Origin of the sequence: Streptomyces sp. NPDC090106 (assembly GCF_044747265.1) — a bacterium.
Taxonomy (GTDB): Bacteria; Actinomycetota; Actinomycetes; order Streptomycetales; family Streptomycetaceae; genus Streptomyces.
In genome coordinates this window covers 640,720-660,388 of the sequence record NZ_JBIVDS010000005.1, presented here as the reverse complement: position 1 = coordinate 660,388, position 19,669 = coordinate 640,720, and the positions used below count along the sequence as shown (strand labels likewise).

22 protein-coding genes and 1 riboswitch are annotated in these 19,669 nt (G+C 73.0%); of the genes, 11 read left to right on the top strand and 11 right to left on the bottom strand.

All coding sequences use genetic code 11. The features are described 5' to 3' along the window. Positions 1-7 precede the first annotated feature (7 nt). The 5 genes from ACIPSE_RS20040 (at position 8) to ACIPSE_RS20020 (ending at position 4,835) form a co-directional block, all read left to right on the top strand. Positions 8-1,009 carry a DEDDh family exonuclease gene (locus tag ACIPSE_RS20040; protein WP_401664394.1) on the top strand — a complete coding sequence of 334 codons (1,002 nt, stop codon included), beginning with the start codon at positions 8-10 and terminating at the stop codon, positions 1,007-1,009. A 79-nt stretch (positions 1,010-1,088) separates the two neighbouring features. Then, complete coding sequence (locus ACIPSE_RS20035; protein ID WP_123988301.1) at positions 1,089-1,322, top strand: hypothetical protein; 234 nt, start codon at positions 1,089-1,091, stop codon at positions 1,320-1,322. An 89-nt stretch (positions 1,323-1,411) separates the two neighbouring features. Continuing rightward, positions 1,412-2,212, top strand: a complete 801-nt coding sequence (locus tag ACIPSE_RS20030) for an SURF1 family protein (protein WP_401664393.1) — start codon at positions 1,412-1,414, stop codon at positions 2,210-2,212. Between the two features lie 74 nt (positions 2,213-2,286). Then, on the top strand, positions 2,287-4,074 hold the full coding sequence (locus tag ACIPSE_RS20025) for a glycoside hydrolase family 15 protein (RefSeq protein ID WP_401664392.1): 1,788 nt from the start codon (positions 2,287-2,289) through the stop codon (positions 4,072-4,074). A 5-nt stretch (positions 4,075-4,079) separates the two neighbouring features. After that, positions 4,080-4,835 carry an SDR family oxidoreductase gene (locus ACIPSE_RS20020; RefSeq protein ID WP_401664391.1) on the top strand — a complete coding sequence of 252 codons (756 nt, stop codon included), beginning with the start codon at positions 4,080-4,082 and terminating at the stop codon, positions 4,833-4,835. Between the two features lie 72 nt (positions 4,836-4,907). Here ACIPSE_RS20020 and amaP read toward each other — a convergent pair whose 3' ends face one another. The 5 genes from amaP to ACIPSE_RS19995 are packed head-to-tail and all read right to left on the bottom strand — an operon-like array spanning position 4,908 to position 7,203. Next, on the bottom strand, positions 4,908-5,486 hold the full coding sequence (gene amaP, locus ACIPSE_RS20015; RefSeq protein ID WP_401664390.1) for an alkaline shock response membrane anchor protein AmaP: 579 nt from the start codon (positions 5,484-5,486) through the stop codon (positions 4,908-4,910). Positions 5,487-5,491: 5 nt separating this feature from the next. Then, on the bottom strand, positions 5,492-6,166 hold the full coding sequence (locus tag ACIPSE_RS20010; RefSeq protein WP_401664389.1) for a DUF6286 domain-containing protein: 675 nt from the start codon (positions 6,164-6,166) through the stop codon (positions 5,492-5,494). Beyond that, the gene (locus ACIPSE_RS20005) at positions 6,163-6,513 is read right to left on the bottom strand and encodes an Asp23/Gls24 family envelope stress response protein (protein WP_401664388.1); all 351 of its coding nucleotides are present in this window, start codon (positions 6,511-6,513) and stop codon (positions 6,163-6,165) included. Before ACIPSE_RS20005 ends, ACIPSE_RS20010 begins: the two co-directional genes overlap by 4 nt. Before the next feature lie 5 nt (positions 6,514-6,518). After that, positions 6,519-6,710, bottom strand: coding sequence for a hypothetical protein (locus ACIPSE_RS20000; protein ID WP_401664387.1), 192 nt, complete (start codon positions 6,708-6,710; stop codon positions 6,519-6,521). A 28-nt stretch (positions 6,711-6,738) separates the two neighbouring features. After that, the gene (locus ACIPSE_RS19995; RefSeq protein ID WP_401664386.1) at positions 6,739-7,203 is read right to left on the bottom strand and encodes an Asp23/Gls24 family envelope stress response protein; all 465 of its coding nucleotides are present in this window, start codon (positions 7,201-7,203) and stop codon (positions 6,739-6,741) included. A gap of 87 nt (positions 7,204-7,290) precedes the next feature. Here ACIPSE_RS19995 and ACIPSE_RS19990 point away from each other — a divergent pair, with 87 nt between their 5' ends. Further along, positions 7,291-7,971, top strand: a complete 681-nt coding sequence (locus ACIPSE_RS19990; RefSeq protein WP_401664385.1) for a nucleopolyhedrovirus P10 family protein — start codon at positions 7,291-7,293, stop codon at positions 7,969-7,971. A 22-nt stretch (positions 7,972-7,993) separates the two neighbouring features. Here the strand turns inward: ACIPSE_RS19990 and ACIPSE_RS19985 are convergent, their stop codons facing one another. The 3 genes from ACIPSE_RS19985 to ACIPSE_RS19975 all read right to left on the bottom strand — a co-directional run bounded on the left by ACIPSE_RS19985 (position 7,994) and on the right by ACIPSE_RS19975 (position 11,054). After that, entirely contained in the window at positions 7,994-8,785 is a 792-nt protein-coding gene (locus ACIPSE_RS19985) for an enoyl-CoA hydratase/isomerase family protein (protein WP_401664384.1), read from the bottom strand. Between the two features lie 116 nt (positions 8,786-8,901). Next, entirely contained in the window at positions 8,902-9,120 is a 219-nt protein-coding gene (locus ACIPSE_RS19980; RefSeq protein WP_328428641.1) for a helix-turn-helix domain-containing protein, read from the bottom strand. A gap of 335 nt (positions 9,121-9,455) precedes the next feature. Continuing rightward, the gene (locus tag ACIPSE_RS19975; protein ID WP_401664383.1) at positions 9,456-11,054 is read right to left on the bottom strand and encodes an ABC-F family ATP-binding cassette domain-containing protein; all 1,599 of its coding nucleotides are present in this window, start codon (positions 11,052-11,054) and stop codon (positions 9,456-9,458) included. 210 nt (positions 11,055-11,264) lie between these two features. On the opposite strand from ACIPSE_RS19975, the gene ACIPSE_RS19970 reads away from it, so the two are divergent. Beyond that, complete coding sequence (locus ACIPSE_RS19970) at positions 11,265-12,158, top strand: neutral zinc metallopeptidase (RefSeq protein ID WP_401664382.1); 894 nt, start codon at positions 11,265-11,267, stop codon at positions 12,156-12,158. Positions 12,159-12,252: 94 nt separating this feature from the next. Beyond that, a complete protein-coding gene (locus tag ACIPSE_RS19965) occupies positions 12,253-12,666 on the top strand; it encodes a VOC family protein (RefSeq protein WP_401664381.1) in 414 nt (137 codons plus the stop codon). 19 nt (positions 12,667-12,685) lie between these two features. Here ACIPSE_RS19965 and ACIPSE_RS19960 read toward each other — a convergent pair whose 3' ends face one another. The 3 genes from ACIPSE_RS19960 to ACIPSE_RS19950 form a co-directional block, all read right to left on the bottom strand. After that, positions 12,686-14,050: a hypothetical protein gene (locus tag ACIPSE_RS19960; protein ID WP_401664460.1), complete on the bottom strand. Its 1,365-nt coding sequence runs from the start codon at positions 14,048-14,050 to the stop codon at positions 12,686-12,688. A gap of 277 nt (positions 14,051-14,327) precedes the next feature. Next, positions 14,328-15,455, bottom strand: a complete 1,128-nt coding sequence (locus tag ACIPSE_RS19955; RefSeq protein ID WP_401664380.1) for an alpha/beta hydrolase family protein — start codon at positions 15,453-15,455, stop codon at positions 14,328-14,330. Between the two features lie 530 nt (positions 15,456-15,985). Then, positions 15,986-16,669 (bottom strand): class II aldolase/adducin family protein, encoded by a 684-nt coding sequence (locus tag ACIPSE_RS19950; protein ID WP_401664379.1) that lies wholly within the window; start codon positions 16,667-16,669, stop codon positions 15,986-15,988. Positions 16,670-16,946: 277 nt separating this feature from the next. Between ACIPSE_RS19950 and ACIPSE_RS19945 the strand changes: the two genes are divergently transcribed. The 3 genes from ACIPSE_RS19945 (at position 16,947) to ACIPSE_RS19935 (ending at position 19,328) form a co-directional block, all read left to right on the top strand. Beyond that, entirely contained in the window at positions 16,947-17,696 is a 750-nt protein-coding gene (locus ACIPSE_RS19945) for a lysozyme (protein WP_401664378.1), read from the top strand. A gap of 153 nt (positions 17,697-17,849) precedes the next feature. Then, complete coding sequence (locus tag ACIPSE_RS19940; RefSeq protein ID WP_401664377.1) at positions 17,850-19,076, top strand: anion permease; 1,227 nt, start codon at positions 17,850-17,852, stop codon at positions 19,074-19,076. A gap of 30 nt (positions 19,077-19,106) precedes the next feature. After that, positions 19,107-19,328 carry a hypothetical protein gene (locus tag ACIPSE_RS19935; RefSeq protein ID WP_401664376.1) on the top strand — a complete coding sequence of 74 codons (222 nt, stop codon included), beginning with the start codon at positions 19,107-19,109 and terminating at the stop codon, positions 19,326-19,328. 180 nt (positions 19,329-19,508) lie between these two features. Continuing rightward, positions 19,509-19,651: riboswitch (cobalamin riboswitch) on the top strand. Positions 19,652-19,669: the final 18 nt, after the last annotated feature.

Genomic DNA, 19,669 nt, shown 5'->3' with positions numbered 1-19,669 from the left:
AGTGACCATGCTCGAAGACCGTACGACCGCAGCGTCCTCCCCCACCGTGTGGCCGGCCGCGTACCCGAAGGGATACGCGGTCGTCGACGTGGAGACCACGGGCCTGGCCCGGGACGACCGGATCATCTCCGCGGCCGTCTACCGCCTCGACGAGCGCGGCGAGGTCGAGGACCACTGGTACACGCTGGTCAATCCGGAGCGCGACCCGGGCCCGGTCTGGATCCACGGTCTGACGAGCGACGTGCTGGAGGGCGCGCCGCTGTTCCAGGACGTCGTCGAGGAGTTGTCGGCCCGCCTCGACGGGCGGGTCCTCGTCGCGCACAACGCGGTCTTCGACTGGCAGATGATCGCGCGGGAGTACGCGCGCGCGGAGCGGGAGGCGCCGGTCCGTCAGCGGCTGTGCACCATCGCGCTCTCCAAGGAGCTGGCCCTGCCGCTGCCCAACCACAAGCTGGAGTCGCTCGCCGCCCACTTCGGTGTGGTCCAGCAGCGCGCGCACCACGCGCTCGACGACGCGCGCGTGCTCGCGGAGGCGTTCCGGCCGAGCCTCGCGGCGGCGGCCGAGCGGAGCGTGCGGCTGCCGCTGCACGAGTGCCGCCCCCTGACCGAGTGGACGGACCGGTCGGTGCCCCGCCAGCAGAGCGCCGGTGGCTACGGCGGCGGCAGCGGCGGCTACCGGCCGACCAGCTGGCGTCCCGCCCGGAGGCGCCCCGCCTGCCCGTACCCGAACCCGGGCCGGTTCGAGGACGGCAGGCCGCTCAAGCAGGGCATGCGGATCGCGTTCTCCGGCGACACCTCCGTCGAGCGGGACCTGCTGGAGGACCGTGCCATCGAGGCCGGGCTGCACATCGCGACGAGCGTCTCCCGGCTCACCAGCCTGCTCGTCACCAACGACCCCGACTCGGGCACGTCCAAGGTGGTCAAGGCCCGTCAGTTCGGCACCCCGGTCGTCGACGAGGCCGCGTTCGGCCAGCTCCTGCGGGACGTGGAACCGGCGTCGGAGAGCTGACCGTACGGACGGGTGATTGCGCCGCGACTCGCCCGCCGCCCCCTCGCCCGGACGGCACCGACGGCTCACCCTGTGGCGCATGGCGACTTGTGAAGTGTGCGGAAACAACTACGGCATGTCCTTCGAGGTGCACGCCCAGGGCGCGGTCCACGTCTTCGACTGCTTCTCCTGCGCGATCCACCGCATGGCCCCGATCTGCGAGCACTGCCGGGTCCAGATCATCGGCCAAGGCGTCGAGGTCGAGGGCCACTGGTTCTGCGGCGCCCACTGCGCGCGGGCGGAAGGGAAGGTGGGCATCGTCGACCGGGTCTGAACCGACCGGGTCCGCCGCCGGCGGTCCGGCCGGGCCCCGGACCGGACCCCTGTGCGGGCACCCCACCGACCGAGTTGTACGGTCGTGGGGTGTACCGCTTCCTGTTGTCCCGGCAGTGGGTGATCCTCACGCTGGTCGCCCTGCTGCTCATCCCCACGATGATCAGGCTGGGCATCTGGCAGATGCACCGCTACGACGAGCGCAGCGCCCGCAACCAGCTCGTGTCCGACGCGCTGTCCGCGAAGGCCGTTCCCGTCGAGTCGCTGAGCGCTCCGGGGCACGCGGTGACGAGCGCCGAGCGGTACCACCCCGTGACCGCGACCGGCCGGTTCGACACCGGGCGCGAGGTCGTCGTCCGCCGCCGCACCAACGCCGACGACGAGGTCGGCTTCCTCGTCCTGACCCCCTTCGTCCTCGACGACGGCAAGGTGCTGCTGGTCAACCGGGGCTGGATCCCCGCGAACGCCCCGACCCAGACGGCCTTCCCGAAGGTCCCGGCGCCCCCGGAGGGCGAGGTCACGGTCACCGGACGGCTGATGCCGGACGAGACGACCGAGGCGAGCGGCATCAAGGACCTCAAGGGGCTGCCCGACCGCCAGATCATGCTGATCAACAGCGCGCAGGAGGCCGAGCGGCTCGGCGAGCGGGTCCTCGGCGGCTACATCGCGCAGACCGCGCCCGAACCGAGCGGCGACACCCCGGAGCTGGTGGGCAAGCCGGGCATGGAGAACGCCGCGCTCAACTACGCGTACGCCCTCCAGTGGTGGCTGTTCGCCGCGGGCGTCCCCGTCGGCTGGATCGTCCTGATGCGGCGCGAGCTGCGCGACCGCCGGGAGAAGGCGGAGCAGGGCACGGCCGAGCGGGCCGAGCCCGCCGCCGTGCGGGCCTGACCCGCGCCCGTCCGGATCACTCGGGCGGCCTCCTGCCGGATTGCCCCGCCGCCCCGCCGGGAACCCGCAATCCCGTGCACCCACGTATCGAGGACTACGCCGTCATCGGCGACGAACAGACCGCCGCCCTGGTCGGCAGGAACGGCAGCATCGACTGGCTGTGCCTGCCCCGCTTCGACTCGGCCGCGTGTTTCGCGCGGCTGCTCGGCGACGAGGAGAACGGCCACTGGCGCATCGCGCCCAAAGGGGCACAGGGCCTGTGCACCCGCCGCTCGTACCGGCCCGGCACCCTCGTCCTGGACACCGAGTGGGACACGGACGAGGGCTCGGTCCGCGTCACCGACCTGATGCCGCAGCGCGACCGCGCCCCCGACGTCGTCCGCGTCGTCGAGGGCCTCAGCGGTGAGGTCACCGTCCGCAGCACCCTGCGGCTGCGGTTCGACTACGGCTCGGTCATCCCGTGGATGCGCCGCTCGGACGGCCACCGGGTGGCCGTCGCGGGCCCGGACTCCATGTGGCTGCGCAGCGAGCCCGAGGTGCGCACCTGGGGCGAGGACTTCGGCACCCACGCGGAGTTCACCGTCAAGGAGGGCGAGACGGTGGCGTTCGTGCTGACCTGGCACCCCTCCCACGAGCCGCGCCCGCCGCTGACCGACCCCTACGACTCGCTGCGGGCGAGCGTCGAGGACTGGCAGGCGTGGTCGGCGCGCTGCCGCTACGACGGTCCGCACCAGGACGCCGTGCTGCGCTCCCTGATCACGCTCAAGGCGCTCGCGTACCGGCCGACCGGGGGGATCGTCGCGGCGGCCACCACCTCGCTGCCGGAGGAGCTGGGCGGCGTCCGCAACTGGGACTACCGCTACTGCTGGCTGCGCGACTCCACCCTCACGCTCGGCGCGCTGCTGTCGGCGGGGTACGTGGAGGAGGCGGAGGCGTGGCGCGACTGGCTGCTGCGCGCGGTCGCCGGTGATCCGGCGGACCTCCAGATCATGTACGGCCTCGCGGGCGAGCGGCGGCTGCCCGAGTGCGAGCTGCCCTGGCTCGCGGGGTACGCCGGCTCGACCCCGGTGCGGATCGGCAACGGCGCGGTGGACCAGCTCCAGCTGGACGTGTACGGCGAGGTGATGGACTCCCTCGAACTGGCCCGCGGCGCGGGCCTGCCGACGAAGCCGCACATCTGGTCGTTGCAGGTCGCGCTGATGGAGTTCCTGCGCGAGGCGTGGCGCCAGCCCGACGAGGGGCTGTGGGAGGTGCGCGGCGGACGCCGTCACTTCGTCCACTCCAAGGTGATGGTGTGGGTCGCCGCCGACCGGGCCGTCCGCGCCCTGGAGCAGTACCCGCGGCTGCGCGGTGACCTCGACGGGTGGCGCGCGATGCGGGACGAGGTGCACCGCGAGGTGTGCGAGAAGGGCTTCGACGCCACGCGCAACACCTTCACCCAGTCCTACGGCTCCCGTGAGCTCGACGCGTCGCTCCTGCTCATCCCCCGCGTCGGTTTCCTGCCCCCGGACGACCCCCGGGTGGTCGGCACGGTCGACGCGATCCGCGCGGAGCTCGGGCAGGACGGCTTCGTACGCCGCTACAGCACGGACGGCACGGCGGTGGACGGACTGCCCGGCGACGAGGGGACGTTCCTGGCGTGCTCGTTCTGGCTGGCGGACGCGCTGCATCTGACCGGGCGCACCCGAGAGGCGCGCGAGCTGTTCGAGCGGCTGCTGGGCCTCACCAACGACGTGGGGCTGCTGGCCGAGGAGTACGACCCGGCGGCGGGCCGTCAGCTCGGCAACTTCCCGCAGGCGTTCAGCCACATCGGGCTGGTGAACACCGCCCTCACCCTGTACGGGGCGGACGAGGCAGGATAGGGACCATGGATCTTGGACTGAAGGACCGGGTGTACGTCGTGACCGGGGCCACCCGCGGCCTCGGCAACGCCTCCGCGCGCGAGCTGGTCGCCGACGGCGCGAAGGTCGTGCTGAGCGGGCGGGACGAGCAGCGGGTCGCCGACGCGGCGGCCGGACTGGGGCCGAACGCGGTCGGCGTGGCCGTCGACAACGCCGATCCCGAGGCGCCCGCCCGGCTGATCGCCGCCGCGCGCGAGCACTTCGGCGGCTTCGACGGCGTCCTCATCAGCGTGGGCGGTCCCGCGCCGGGGTTCGTCGCCGACAACACGGACGAGCACTGGGCCCGGGCGTTCGAGTCGGTGTTCCTGGGCGCGGTGCGGCTCGCGCGGGCCGCGGCGGCGGAGCTGGAGGCGGGCGGGGTCATCGGGTTCGTGCTGTCGGGGTCGGTGCACGAGCCGATCCCGGGGCTGACCATCTCCAACGGGCTGCGTCCCGGGCTCGCCGGCTTCGCCAAGTCGATCGCCGACGAGCTGGGCCCGCGCGGTATCCGCGTGGTGGGGCTGCTGCCGTCCCGGATCGACACGGACCGGGTGCGCGAGCTGGACGGCCTGTCGGCGGACCCGGAGGCGACCCGGGCCGCCAACGAGTCCCGCATCCCGCTGCGCCGGTACGGGCGTCCGGAGGAGTTCGGCCGCACGGCGGCCTTCCTGCTGTCCCCGGCCGCCTCCTATCTGACGGGAGTCATGCTGCCGGTCGACGGCGGCATGCGTCACGGCTTCTGACCCCGCGCGCGGGCCGGGCGGCTCCTGGCCGCGCGGGTCCTGGCCGCGCGCGTCGCCGGTCCGTCGGCTCCGTCAGCTCACCCGCTCCGCGCGGTGCTTGACCGCCTTCATACGGATCTCGGCCGGGAGGGACGCGAGCCCGGCCGAGTTGCGGGCGTGGGTGAGGGCGTCGTCGGTCAGGTTCCGCAGGGCCGTTCCGGGGTCGGCGTGGGGTTCCAGGAGGAGCCGTACGCGGGCCTCGGGGGCGCTTCGGCGGCCGGTGAGGCGGGTGTGGGCGTGGGAGACGCCGTCCAGCCGGGCGGCCTCGCCCGCGAGGACGCCCTCCAGGGCCCGCCCCCGCAGCAGCGCGCCCTCGCCGTCGCCGGTGTCGACGAGGACCTCGGCGAGGCGGTGCCGGCGCAGGACGGCCGTCAGCCACCACAGGGCGAGCAGGAGCAGCACCGCGAGGACGGCGATGACCGTCGGCCACCACCAGCCCGCGTCGTGCCAGCGGGTGCGTTCGGCGTCGTCGAGGAGCACGTCGTGACGGCTGTCGTGGATCCACCAGGAGGGCGGGTTCGCGCCCAGTCCGACGGCCAGTACCGCGCCGCCGAGGAGCAGCAGCACCAGCCCGGTCACGCCCAGCAGGACGCGGTTGACGATCCTGAGCATCGCGTTCACCCCTTCCGTCCGGGCCGGCGCACATGGACCGAGAGCGCGGGCGGCCGGGACAGGCCCAGCCCTCGGATCGCCTCGGCGAGCACGGCGTCCAGGTCGGCGCGTACGTCGTCCAGTTCACGGAAGTGGGAGACGGCACGGACGTCCGCCCTGCGCCGGGTGAGCCGGACGCGGGCCGACTGGACGCCGGCCACCTCGACGGCGCGGTCCCGCAGGACCAGGGCGGCGGCGTCGCGGTGCAGTCCGGCGCGTACGTCGGCGTGGACGCGGCCCATGGGCAGGACGGCGCGCAGCCCGGGGGTGGCGGCGAGGACGATCAGCCAGACGCCGAGGGCGGCGGCGACGCCCGCGCCGACGAGCACCCAGGTGTCGTCGAGAGGCCGTTCGGCGAACTGCGCGGCCAGTTCGCGGCGCCAGTGCATGGCGGGCCGGTCGGCGCGGACGGCCGCGATGTCGTAGAGGAAGAGTCCCGCGAGCAGGAGCAGCAGCACCGCGAGGACCGCCGCCGGGACGCGCCGCGCGGACCAGAAGCGCCGCTCCGAGCCCTCCCCCGCCGGCACGGGCGGTGGCTGGTAGGCGGCGGCCGACGAGGACTGGTCCAGGTCGGGTGGTGGCGCCTTCTCCAGTACGGGCAGCCGTTCGGTGGTCCCCTCGCCGCTCTGAGGGTCGCTCATCGCGTCCTCCCGTGTACCGCGCCTTGTACCGGATGCAGCCGCTCCACGTGCACGGCGACCTCCGGCACCTCCATTCCCACCAACGCGCCTACCCGCTCGGCGACATGACGACGCACCCGCGCGCAGCGGGCCCCGATGTCGGTGGGGTAGTCGAGTTCGAGATGGACGCGGACGCGGGCCACGTCGTGGTGGACCACGACGGTCGCCTGCGGGGGCGCGCCGCCCTCCGGCAGCTCACCGACCGCCTCCCGGGCCGCCTGGGAGGCGATCTTCGCGACGACCCGGTCGGCGATCCGGGTCGCACCGCGCTCCGCGGGCGGTACGGCCGTCGGCGCGGCCTGGGTCACCTCCGTCACCGCCGGTCGCGCCGGTCGTCACGGGTGCGGAAGAAGTCGCCGAGTTCCAGGTCGCCCTCCAGGAACCGGCCGACGACGAAGCCGATGGCGCCCAGGGCGGCCACCAGCAGGAAGGCTCCGAATCCACCGAAGTATCCGGCGAAGCCCAGCGCCATGCCGGCGATCATGCCGACGACGGCCATGTTCATACCGTGTGCTCCCCTCGACGGCCGGCGGTCACTGGATCCGGGGCTCCGGTTCCTCGTCCTCTTCGTCCGGCAGCTTCACATCGCTCACCGCGATGTTGACCTCGACGACCTCCAGGCCGGTCATCCGTTCGACCGCCGCGACGACGTTCTCGCGCACGGCCCGTGCCACATCGGCGATGGAGACGCCGTAGTCCACGACGATCTCCAGGTCGAGCGCGGTCTGCACCTCGCCGACCTCGGCCTTCACACCGCGGGTGACGGACTTGGAGCCGCCGGGCACCCGGTCCCGGACGGCTCCGAAGGTGCGGCTGAGGCCGCTGCCCATGGCGTGCACGCCGAGGACGTCCCGGGCGGCGAGCCCGGCGATCTTCTCGACGACACCGTCCGCGATGGTGGTCCTGCCCCGGGTCGCCGGGTCGCCGCCGCCGCGCTTGGTGGTCCTGCGCGGCTGTCCGCCGCTCTCCACCTCGGGAGTCTGCGTCATGTCGCTCATCGCCGTACGTCTCCTTCGGTAGTCGTCCTTGAACCACCGTATGTGGGGTTCCCGCCGCGCGCGCCGGGGATGCGGCAGGCTGGAGCGATGACGGACCGGTGGACGAAGGCCGTACGGCGGCAGCTGGGGCTCGGCAGACTGCTGCCGCTGGGCGGCGCGCGCGACGGCGCGTGGATCGCGGAGGAGGCGGCCGATTCGGTGCTGCGGCGCGCGGTGCGGGAGCTGCGGGGCGTTCGGCTGGAAGGGTTGCGGATCGCGCTCGCCGACCCGCTCGACGTCCGCGAGCCGGTCGTACCGGCGCCGCCGAGCGCGCTGCCGCCGGGACCGCTGCGGCTGGAGGCGGATGTCGCGGCGACCGGGGCCGATCCGCTGCCCGCGACGGCGGCCCACCTGCGGGCGGCGCTGGCGAGAGCCGCGCGGGAGGGGCTCGGGCTGGAGGTCGCGGAGATCGACCTGCGGGTGACGGGGCTGCTGGAGGACGTGCCGGACGACGGGGCCGTCCGGGTGCCGGAGCCCGCGCCGGCCGGGGCGGGCGACGACCCGGCGGCGCTGGCGGCGCTCTCCGTGCCCGGGGTGGCGGGGGTGACACGGCTGCTCGGGAGCCAGGTGGGGGCCGGGGCGGCGCTGCCGCGGGAGCATGTGCGCATCGAGGTGGTGGTCGACGCGGACCACCGGGCCGTGGAGGTGGCCCGTGCGGTCCGCGCGCGGGTGAGGCAGGCGGTGCCCGGCCGTCCGACGGTGGCGGTGCTGGTGACCGCCGTCGTCTGACCGGGCGGACCGGGTGAAGCGGCTACTCGCCGATACCGGCGAGGTCCCGCAGGCGGCGCGCCTGGGCGGCCCGCTCGGCGGCGCGCTGCTCCTCGTAGGTCCGGTCCTGGGCGCCGCGCAGCAGTGCCTTGGTCTCGATGACGGCGTCGCGGGGCGCGGCGAGGAGCGCCGCGGCGAGGTCGCGCACGGCGTCGTCGAGCTGGTCGAGGGGGACGGCGATGTTGGCGAGGCCGGTGCTCACGGATTCCTCGGCCAGGACGGCGCGCCCGGTGGCGCAGATCTCCAGCGCGCGGGCGTAGCCGACCAGGGAGAGGAGGGGGTGCGTGCCGGTGAGGTCGGGGACCAGACCGAGGCTGGTCTCGCGCATCGCGAACTGCACGTCGTCGGCGACGACGCGCAGGTCACAGCCGAGCGCGAGCTGGAAGCCCGCTCCGATGGCATGCCCTTGGACAGCGGCGATCGACACGACGTCGTTGCGCCGCCACCAGGTGAACGCCTCCTGGTACTCGGCGATGGTCGCGTCGAGTTCGGCGTCGTCACCGCGCGCGAGGTCGATGAACGACGGCTCGCCGTCGAAGCCCTCGGGCGTGAACGCCTGCCGGTCCAGTCCCGCCGAGAACGACTTGCCCTCGGCGCGCAGGACGACGACCCGGACGGACCCGGGCAGCGACCGGCCCGCCTCGGCCAGCGCACGCCACAGAGCGGGGCTCTGCGCGTTGCGCTTGGCCGGGTTGGTCAGCGTCACCGTCGCGAGACTGTCGTCGACGGTCAGCCGTACGCCGTCCTTGTCGAGTACCGGGTCGAGCGATGCCATGGACGCCTCCGATGGTGCGGTCAGCCAGCGATGAGCTAAGTGACTGCACAGTAACCACCCGGTCGATCGATCGAGCGACCGGGTGGCCACCATCGAAGCCGATGGGCCGCCCGGGGTCAGCCGGTGGCTTTCTTGCCCCGCGTCGCCCCGCCACGCCCACGGAGCGTGACGCCCGACTCGCTGAGCATCCGGTGGACGAAGCCATACGAGCGGCCGGTTTCCTCGGCCAGTGCCCGAATGCTCGCACCGGAGTCGTACTTCTTCTTCAGGTCTGCCGCGAGCTTGTCGCGCGCGGCGCCGGTTACCCGGCTGCCCTTCTTCAGAGTCTCGGCCACCCGTGCCTCCTCATGGGAAGTGCGCTCTGGTCTCCTCATGATCACCCCTCCGGGCCGTCCTGGCCACCCATTCGGCAAGGTCCGTAAGACAAGGTTGTGACGACAGGAGCGCGTCCCCACATACGGAATCTGTGATTCCGGTGAGACGTGTTCGTACCGCCGAACGGGTTCTTTCGTGAAGTGCCAGGTCAGAGACGCGGCGCGGCCGATCCCTTGTCGACAAAGGAATCGGCCGCGAAATCGATGTAGGACACACCCCGGTACGAGGAGATCTCACACAGATGGTGGATCACCGATAAGCCGAATGATCCATACGCCGTGGATCACGCTTTCGATCAAGCGAGGGCGACGAGGTCCGCGTAGTCGTTGCCCCACAGGTCCTCGATGCCGTCGGGCAGCAGGATGATCCGCTCGGGCTGGAGCGCGTCGACGGCGCCCTCGTCGTGGGTGACGAGGACGACGGCGCCCTTGTAGGTGCGCAGCGCGCCGAGGATCTCCTCGCGGCTGGCCGGGTCGAGGTTGTTGGTGGGCTCGTCGAGCAGCAGGACGTTGGCCGAGCTGACGACCAGGGTCGCGAGCGCGAGCCGGGTCTTCTCACCGCCGGAGAGCACCCCGGCGGGCTTGTCGACGTCGTCGCCGGAGAACAGGAACGAGCCGAGCACCTTGCGGACCTCGACGAGGTCCATGTCCGGCGCGGCCGAACGCATGTTCTCCAGGACCGAGCGCTCGGGGTCCAGGGTCTCGTGCTCCTGGGCGTAGTAACCGATCTTCAGGCCGTGACCGGGGACGACGGCGCCCGTGTCGGGCTGCTCGACGCCGCCGAGAAGCCGCAGCAGAGTGGTCTTGCCCGCGCCGTTGAGGCCGAGGATGACGACCCGGGAGCCCTTGTCGACGGCCAGGTCGACGTCGGTGAAGATCTCCAGCGAGCCGTACGACTTCGACAGGCCCTCGGCGGTCAGCGGGGTCTTGCCGCAGGGCGCGGGCTCCGGGAAGCGGAGCTTGGCGACCTTGTCCTGCATCCGGACCGCTTCGAGGCCCGAGAGCAGCTTGTCGGCGCGCTTGGCCATGTTCTGCGCGGCGACCGTCTTGGTGGCCTTGGCGCGCATCTTGTCGGCCTGCGAGTGCAGGGCGGCGGCCTTCTTCTCGGCGTTCTGCCGCTCGCGCTTGCGGCGCTTCTCGTCGGCCTCGCGCTGCTGCTGGTAGAGCTTCCAGCCCATGTTGTAGACGTCGATCTGGGCGCGGTTGGCGTCCAGGTAGAACACCTTGTTCACGACCGTCTCGACCAGGTCGACGTCGTGGGAGATCACGATGAAGCCGCCGCGGTACGTCTTCAGGTAGTCGCGCAGCCAGACGATCGAGTCGGCGTCGAGGTGGTTCGTCGGCTCGTCGAGGAGCAGGGTGTCCGCGTCGGAGAACAGGATGCGGGCCAGCTCGATACGGCGGCGCTGACCGCCGGAGAGGGTGTGCAGCGGCTGGCCGAGCACCCGGTCGGGCAGGTTCAGCGCGGCGGCGATGGTGGCGGCCTCGGCCTCGGCGGAGTACCCGCCCTTGGTGAGGAACTCCGTCTCCTGGCGCTCGTACTGGCGCATCGCCTTGTCGCGGGTGGCGCCCTGGCCGTTGGCGATGCGCTGCTCGTTCTCGCGCATCTTGCGGATCAGTACGTCGAGCCCGCGCGCGGACAGGATGCGGTCGCGGGCGAGCACGTCGAGGTCGCCGGTGCGGGGGTCCTGCGGGAGGTAGCCGACCTCGCCGGAGCGGGTGATGGTGCCGCCGGCCGGGAGGCCCTCGCCCGCCAGGCACTTGGTGAGGGTCGTCTTGCCCGCGCCGTTGCGGCCGACCAGGCCGATGCGGTCGCCCTTGGCGACACGGAAGGTGGCGGACTCGATGAGGACACGGGCACCGGCGCGCAGCTCGATACCGGAGGCGGAGATCACGGACAGACTCCAGGGCGGAAGGGGTTGACGGGTGGGCGGACGAGGACGTTCCCGCCGTCTAATGCGCGAGGAGAATGGCCATGCGGCCAATTCTAACGGGGCGGTGCAAGCACTTTTCCTGGGTCGGGGTGTTCGATCACCGTCCGCCGCCGTCGCTCGTTCGGGCGAGCGTGCGCAGCCGCGCGCGGGGGCCGGGGCGACGATGGGCCCATGCAGTTCGACGACGACGCCAAGCTGGACACCTCCGAGGTCCAGGACGTGCGCGGCAGCCGCATCCCCGGCGGGAAGGCGACCGTCGGCGGGGGCATCGCCGGTCTCATCGCCCTCCTGCTCGGTCTCTTCCTGGGCGTCGGCCCGGACCAGCTCGGGCTGAGCGACGGATCGGGCGACCAGCCCGCCGCCACGGCTTCCGGGCTCGCGCAGGTGCAGCAGGCCTGCCGGACCGGCCAGGACGCCAACAACCGGGACGACTGCCGCATGGTCGCGGTCGTCAACAGCGTGCAGGACTTCTGGGACCAGGAGTTCCGGCGGCGCGACGCCACCTACACCCGCTCCCCCACGGTCTTCTTCAGCCAGCGGGTCGGCACCGCCTGCGGGACGGCGACCTCGGCGGTCGGGCCGTTCTACTGCCCCGGCGACCGCAAGGTCTATCTGGACCTCGGCTTCTTCGACGAGCTGCGGACCAAGTTCGGCGCGAACGGCGGCGCCTTCGGCCAGGCCTATGTCGTCGGGCACGAGTACGGCCATCACGTGCAGGACCTGATGGGCACGCTGAGCAGGTCGCAGGACGGGCGGACCGGCGCGAACAGCAACGCCGTCAAGGTCGAGCTCCAGGCCGACTGCTACGCGGGCGTGTGGGCGCACCACGCGACGACGACGAAGGACGAGTCGACGGGACGGCCCCTGATCACCAGTCTCACGGAGGCCGACATCGCGGACGGTCTGGACGCGGCGGCGGCGGTGGGCGACGACCGGATCCAGGAGCGGTTCCAGGGCCGGGTGACGCCCGAGTCCTGGACGCACGGGTCGGCCGAGCAGCGGCAGCGGTGGTTCCGGGTCGGGTACGAGAGCGGGGACATGGCGAAGTGCAACACCTTCGCCTGAGCCTCCCGCCCGCTCGGAGGGCGTTGTCAGTGCCCGCTGCGAGACTGGGCCATGGCACCGATTCCCGGTATGTCATCACAAGGGAGTGATCGGCATGACACACACGAGCGGCGCACGGCCGAGCATCTGTCCGACCCTGCTGTACGCGGACGCCAAGGCGGCGATCCGGCAGCTGACGGAGGCCTTCGGCTTCACCGAGCTGTCGGTGTACGAGGGCGAGGACGGCTCGGTCACGCACGCGGAGCTGACCCAGGGCAACGGCGTGGTGATGCTCGGCTCCAAGGGCCGCGGCGGACCGTTCGACACGGCGATGAAGGACGCGGGCACGACCGGGGTGTACGTCGTCGTGGACGACGTCGACGCACACCACCGGCGGGCCGTGGAGCAGGGCGCCGAGATCCTGATGCCCCCGACGGACCAGGAGTACGGCGCACGGGACTACATGGCCCGGGACCGCGAGGGCAACGTGTGGAGCTTCGGGACGTACGCGCCCGAGCTGCCGGCCTGAGCCCTCCCGGTCCCGCGGGTCAGCTGCCTCCCGTGTGCACCTGGAAGGCGGCCCGGCGGACCGCCTTGGCCAGCGCCGGGTCCGGGTGGGCGGCGGCGAGGGCGACCAGGACCTGCACGGTGCGGGGGTGCCCGACGGCGCGCACCTCGTCGAGCAGGGCGGGCACGGTGGGCTGCACCGCGGACTCCAGATGCCGCACCAGCAGCGGGGCCTCGCCGTGGTCGGCGACGGCGGCGGCGGTGTCGACCCACAGCCAGGTCGCCTCCTGCCGGGTGAGGATCTCGTGGGCGTCCTCCGGGTCGTGCCCGTCGTGCTCGGCGAGCCAGAGCAGGGCGTAGGGGCGCAGGGTCGGCTCCTCGGCGACCGCGCGCACCTCCGGTTCGGCGGGGGCGCCGACGACCCGCAGCGCCTCGAAGGCGAGGCCGCGCAGCAGGGCGTCCTCGCCGCGGGCGGCACCGAGGAGTTCGGTGACGGCCCCGCCGACGGGGCGGGCGGCGAGCCAGGCGCGGTACTCGTCGCGGGCCGCCTTGGGGCGGAGCTGGGCGCAGCCGCGGAGCATGTCCTCGGCACCCTGCTCGATGTTGCCCGCGGGACTCTGCGCGGCGACGCAGATCTGCTCCAGCTTGACCCAGACCGCCCAGCTGCCGAGCGGGGTGAGGGTCGCCTGGGCGTCGCCGTAGGTGAGGGCGCCGACCGAGGCGAGGGCGTGCAGGGCCCAGTCGAGGAGCGGCGCGAGTTCCAGCGACCGCGGCACGGGACCGGGGGCGGGCCGCTGGGCGGGGACGGCGGTGGGCCCGTCCTCGTCGGGGCGGGAGCCGTAGTCGACCTCGCAGCGTTCGGTGCGCAGTTCGGTGACCCGCTGCTCCAGGAGGTCCAGGAGCTGCTCCATGGGCACGGGGCCGGCGGAGAGCTGGAGGAAGGAGAGCACCTGCGGCATGCCGGAGACGACCTCGGCGACGGAGGCGGGCTCGTGCTCGTGCTCGGCGGGTTCCGGGTGGGCGAGCGACCAGGCGTCGAAGAGGGCGACCCAGCCGCGCAGCACGGCGCTGTCGTCGCGGTCCCAGGCGCGCAGGCGCCAGCCGGGGCGCGCGCTGTCGCCGTGCACCTCGACGAGGCCGGCGAGCCGGGCGGTGTCCCAGTCGGCGCGTACCTGAGCGGCGGTCAGGCCGAGGTCGGCGGCGGCCCGTTCGGCCGTGGCGTCGGAGAGGGTGGCCTTGCCGTCGGCTCCGGCGCCGTCGGTGCCCGGGCCCAGGGCGGCGTCGGCCCAGTGGGCGACGCGCGCCGCACCGGCCAGCCGGGAGCGAGCCATTCTGGCCAGCTCCCCCTGGGCCGGTGTGCCCTGCGGGGGTCGGGGTGCGGGGCGGCTCGATGGCCGCTGGTTCATCGCTCGTGGGGCGGCGGCCAGGGGTCGCGTGCGGACGAGTCGAAGCCTGGAGTCGCGCGGGATACGGGACGTCACGGGTGCAGTCTTCCGGTTGACGGTCCGAAAACCCAAACGGAATGTAACGGCGGGCTACGGGGATGGCCAACGCACGGGTCGTGGCGGGGGGTCGGGTACCGGGTTCCGGCCAGTGGTACGGGGTTAAACGGAACCCGGTGGTCTGTTTGGCGGGGGCGGACCGGCGGGCGGGGGAACAGCGGGCCCGGGGCCGGTCGGCGGGTCACATCAGCGGGGTCAGGAAGCGCCGGAGGGTTTCCTCGTAGGCGTGCGGGTCGGCGTTCCACATGGCGCCGTGGGCGGCCCGCGGGACCGGGTGGAGGGTGACGAGGTCGGGCCGGGCGGCGGCGAGCCTGCGGGACGGACCCCAGGGGGCGATGCGGTCGTCCGGGCCGTGGACGATCAGGGTCGGCACCTTCAGCGCGCGGGGGTCGACGGGCTCGGCGGGCCCGTCGCCGCGCAGGCCGGTGCGGCCCTGGGCGGCGCGGACCGCGAGGGGCAGCAGGGCGCCGGGGGTGCGGCGGGCGGAGGCGAGGGCGCGCAGGGTGGTCTCCCAGCTCAGCACCGGGGAGTCCAGGACGAGTCCGGCGACCCGGTCGCGCACCCCGGAGTGGGCGGCGGCGCGCAGGGCCATCGTGGCGCCGGTGGACCAGCCGTGCAGGACGACCTGCCGGGCGCCGTGGTTCACGGCGTGCCGGATCGCGGCGTCCAGGTCGCGCCACTCGGTCTCGCCGAGGTGGTTCAGGCCGTCGGGCGAGCGGGGTGCGCCGTGGTCGCCGCGGTAGGCGAGGGCGAGGACCGGGAACCGCTTGCCGACGAGGAACTCCAGGACGTTCAGAGCGAGCGCCCGGGTGGTGCCGAGGCCGTGCACGGTGATGACCCAGGTGTCGCGGACGCCGGGCACGAACCAGGCGGGCAGGGAGCCGAGTTCGCCGAGGATCTCGATGTCCTCGAAGTCGACGCCGAGCGCGGACCGCGGGTCGCCGGTGTGCACCTCGGGGGTGAGCCGGACCTTGTCGCCGGGCCGCAGGGCGCCCTGGGTGACGCGTTCGAGGCGGCGCACGACGGTGTCGGCGGAGTGGGGCGCCGTGCCGAGGACGGGGCCGACGACGGCGTGGGTGCCGTCGCCCGCGAGGCCGTGGACGCCGGGGCGCAGGGAGGCCAGGTCGCGGGTGAGGGCGATCTGTCCCGCGGCCGTGGCGTGCACGGTGAGCGTGGGTTCGCCGGGCAGGGGCCGGCCCGGGGGTGCCTTCAGGGCGGCGTCGCTGGCGTACCGCCCGGCGGCCACGCTCGCGGCGCCGGCGGCCAGGGCCACGGTGACGGCGGCGGCCGTCGCTTTGACAGTGCGCACGGATCCAGTGTCCTGGCGGAGCGGGGACCCGGCCAGTGGGACGGCGGGTACGGGTGACATACGCCGCCCCCGGTCCGCCCCACAGGAAAAAACCCAGGACGCTCCAGCGAACTCACGGCGCCCGCCCGAAGGACACGGACCCCACACCGCCGGCGGCAGGTCCCACGACGCCCGATACGTACCGCCGGTCCGCCGGGCCACCGGAAAGAACCCAGGACGCTGCCCCGAACACGCGGCACCCACCCGAAGACCACGGACCCCACACCGCCGGCGGCAGGTCCTGCGGCGTCCGGTACGTGCCGCCGGTGTGCCGGGCGCTCCCGTGGAACCGCGGCGTCCGCCCGGAGGGCACGGGGGGGAGGGCCGCCGAGCCGCGCGCCCGAACGGCCCGCTCCGGCAAGGGGCCCGGTGCGCTCATGCCAAGCCCCGGCGCCCGCCCGGAGGGCAAGGGTTCCTCGCCGTCCGGAAGGCCGGCCCGTGGTGTCCGGTGCGCCTGGTGTGCCGGACGGGTCAGGTCTCGTGGGGGTCGGCTACCTGGCGTCGGGCTGGCCGTACCCGCGCAGCCGGTCCGCCACCTCGGTCAGCTGGGGCTCGGTCAGCAGGCTGGGGGTCAGGCCGGGGACGGAGGACGCCGTGAGCCACAGGCGGCACATCCATTCGAGCTGGGCGGTCCGGTCGTAGGCCTGGGCCAGGGTCTGGCCGTACGTGATGGTGCCGTGGTTCCGGAGGAGGCAGGCGGACCGGTCGGCGAGGGCGCGGAGCATGTTCTCGGCCAACTCGTGGCTGCCGTACGTCGCGTACGGGGCGACGCGGACGGCGCCGCCGAGCGCCGCGGTCATGTAGTGGACCGCGGGCAGCTCGGGGACGAGCAGCGAGACGGCGGTCGCGTGGACGGCGTGGGTGTGGACCACCGCGCCCGCGTCGCCGGATCGGTACACGGCCAGATGCATGGGCAGTTCGCTGGTCGGGACGAGCGTGCCGAGGGTCTGCCGCCCCTGGAGGTCCACGCCGGTGATGTCGTCCGGGGTGAGCCGGTCGTAGGGGACGCCGGAGGGGGTGACCAGAACGGTGTCGCCGACGCGGACGGAGACGTTGCCGGAGGTGCCGACGACGAGTCCGTCGGTGACCGTGCGGCGTGCCGTGGCGAGGAGTTCGGCCCAGGCGTGTGCCTCCTCGTCCCGCGCGTCCCGTTGGTCTCGTCGCTGCTCAGCCATGCCGCAATCCTGTCAGGGCGGGTCCCGGGGTGCCGTGGGGCGGGGCACTTTAGGGCGGAGGCCGGACCTCCGGCAGACCGCATAAGCGGACAAATGCCCCGCCCACCCGGCTTGGCCGGAGAGTGACGAGGGTTCCGCGATCTTCCAGTAGCCTCTGCCTGTTTTGTCGCGCACGTCGGCATTCGCACACCATTCGCACACCTTCGCATGCCGTTTCGAACGTCGTCCCGCACGCCGTCCCGGACGTCATGCGCACGTCGCCATTCCGGGGGGAAACATGGCTCGTGACCACACTCCGTTCCCGCGTCGCCGCGGTCTCGCGGCGGCCTCCGTCACCGCGCTCGCCCTCACGGGGACCGCGCTCGCCGGGCTGCCCGCCGAGGCGGCGGGCGGCCCCAAGGGCCACGACGTCTCCTCGCACCAGAAGAACGTCGACTGGAAGAGCGCGAAGGCCAAGGGCGCCCGGTTCGTCTACGTGAAGGCGACCGAGGGCACCACGTACCGCAATCCCTATTTCGACCAGCAGTACAACGGCTCGCGCGGCGCCGGCCTGATCCGCGGGGCCTACCACTTCGCACTGCCGGACAAGTCGTCGGGCGCCGCGCAGGCGCGGCATTTCGTACGCAACGGGGGCGGGTGGACGGCGGACGGCTGGACCCTGCCGCCGGCGCTCGACATCGAGTACAACCCGTACGACGCCAAGCACAAGTGCTACGACATGAAGAGCTCCGCGCTGGTGCGGTGGATCAAGTCCTTCAGCGACGAGACCAAGCGGCTCACCGGGCGCCGTCCGGTGATCTACACGACGGCCCACTGGTGGAACAGGTGCACCGGCGGCAGCCGCGCCTTCGCGTCGGATCACGCCCTGTGGATCGCCCGTTACGACGCGGCGGACGCCGGGTCGCTGCCCGCCGGGTGGTCGTTCTGGACGCTCTGGCAGTACGACAACAGCGGCTCTCTGCCGGGTGACCAGAATCTCTTCAACGGCTCCATGGCACAGCTCAAGAGGTTCGCCCGGGGCGCCTAGCCGTGCGACGAACGGACCGCGTGGTTCCGGCGGGAAACGATCAGACCGGAACCAGTCCGTTCGGACACCATGCGGCCCGCCTCAGTTCACCTTCCGTTCATCCAGGTTACCTACGTTCATCCGACCAATGACCTCGAACGATTGCCTGGGTAAATGGAAAACTTCTCGCTGATCCTCGCGATTGTGGTGGTAACCGCACTTGCGTTCGATTTCACGAACGGTTTTCACGACACCGCCAACGCGATGGCCACGACCATCTCGACCGGTGCACTCAAGCCCAAGGTCGCGGTGGCCATGTCCGCCGTGCTGAACCTTGTGGGCGCCTTCCTCTCCGTGGAGGTCGCCAACACGATCTCCAAGGGTCTCGTCGACGAGACCGGCATCCGTCCCGAGGTCATCTTCGCCGCCCTGGTCGGCGCGATCCTCTGGAACCTCCTCACCTGGCTGGTGGGCCTGCCCTCCAGTTCCTCCCACGCCCTCATGGGCGGCCTGATCGGCGCGACCATCGCCTCGGCGGGCGTCGGCGCGGTCCACGGCGACGTCCTCGTCACCAAGGTCCTGATCCCGGCCGTCGTGGCCCCGATCGTCGCCGGTCTCGCGGCCATGCTGGCCACGCGGCTGTCCTACTCGATCGGCAGGAAGGCCGACGGCAAGGCCGCCGCGAAGGGCTACCGCGCGGGCCAGATCGCCTCCGCCGGTCTCGTCTCCCTCGCCCACGGCACCAACGACGCCCAGAAGACGATGGGCATCATCACCCTCGCCCTGGTCGCCGGCGGCGCCGTCGCCCCCGACTCCGACCCGCCGCTGTGGGTCATCCTCTCCGCGGGCATGGCCATCGCCCTCGGCACCTACCTCGGCGGTTGGCGCATCATCCGCACCATGGGCAAGGGCCTGACCGACCTCCAGCCGCAGCAGGGCTTCGCCGCCCAGACCAGCGCGGCGACCGTCATCCTGGCCTCCTCGCACCTCGGCTTCTCCCTGTCCACCACGCACTCCGTCTCCGGATCGGTGATGGGCGCGGGCCTCGGCCGCAAGGGCGGCGTGGTCCGCTGGTCCACCGCCACCCGGATGTTCGTGGCCTGGGGCCTGACCCTCCCGGCGGCGGCCCTGGTCGGCGCGCTCGCCGAGTACGTCACCGGCCTCGGCAGCTGGGGCACCGCGATCGTGGCGGCCTTCCTCATCGGCTCCAGCGCCTGGATCTGGAAGCTCTCCCGCCGCGAGGTCGTCGACCACACCAACGTCAACGACGCCGACGCCGAGCCCGCCGGTGTCGTCACCACGGCGATCGCCGCGGTCACCCCGCCGCCCACCGGCGACCTGACCGCCACGATCCCGGCCCCCGCGGCCACCGAACCCACCCCGTCGCAGGCCACGGCCTGACCCCCACCAGGCAACCCAAGGAAGCGCATCATGGAAATCGACTGGGCGGCACTCGGCTCCGTCTTCGGCGTCAGCCTCGTGGTCACCGTGGCTCTGGTGGCCCTCTTCACCCTCGGCGTGATGGGCCTGTCCCGCCAGGAGCGGGCCGTCGCACAGGGCGGCACCGCCGCCCTCGCGGTCACCGGCGCCTACGCCTGCTTCGCCGCCTGCGCGGCGGCGGTCGGCTACGGCATCTACCTGATCGTGGCCTGACACCCGGCAGCGTTCCCGTCCGCCCTGTCCGGTCCCCTTCCCGGGGACCGGACAGGGCGGACCTCTGTGTGCCCACCGGGGCGGGAAACATGCCGTGAGCCGGTCGCCGCGAGCCCGTCGTCACGGTGCCGGTGTGGGGTTGTCCACACTCCGCTCCCGCAGGTCAACGGCAAGTTGACGGCCGTTCCGGGGGCGTGGTGGACTTCCGGGGCCATGTACGGCGGCAGAAGAGGAAGCCGGTGCGAATCCGGCGCGGTCCCGCCACTGTCACCGGGGTAGACACCCCCGGGAGCCAGGAACTCTCACCGCCGGTCTCGTCGAACCAGGGCGTGGACACCCTG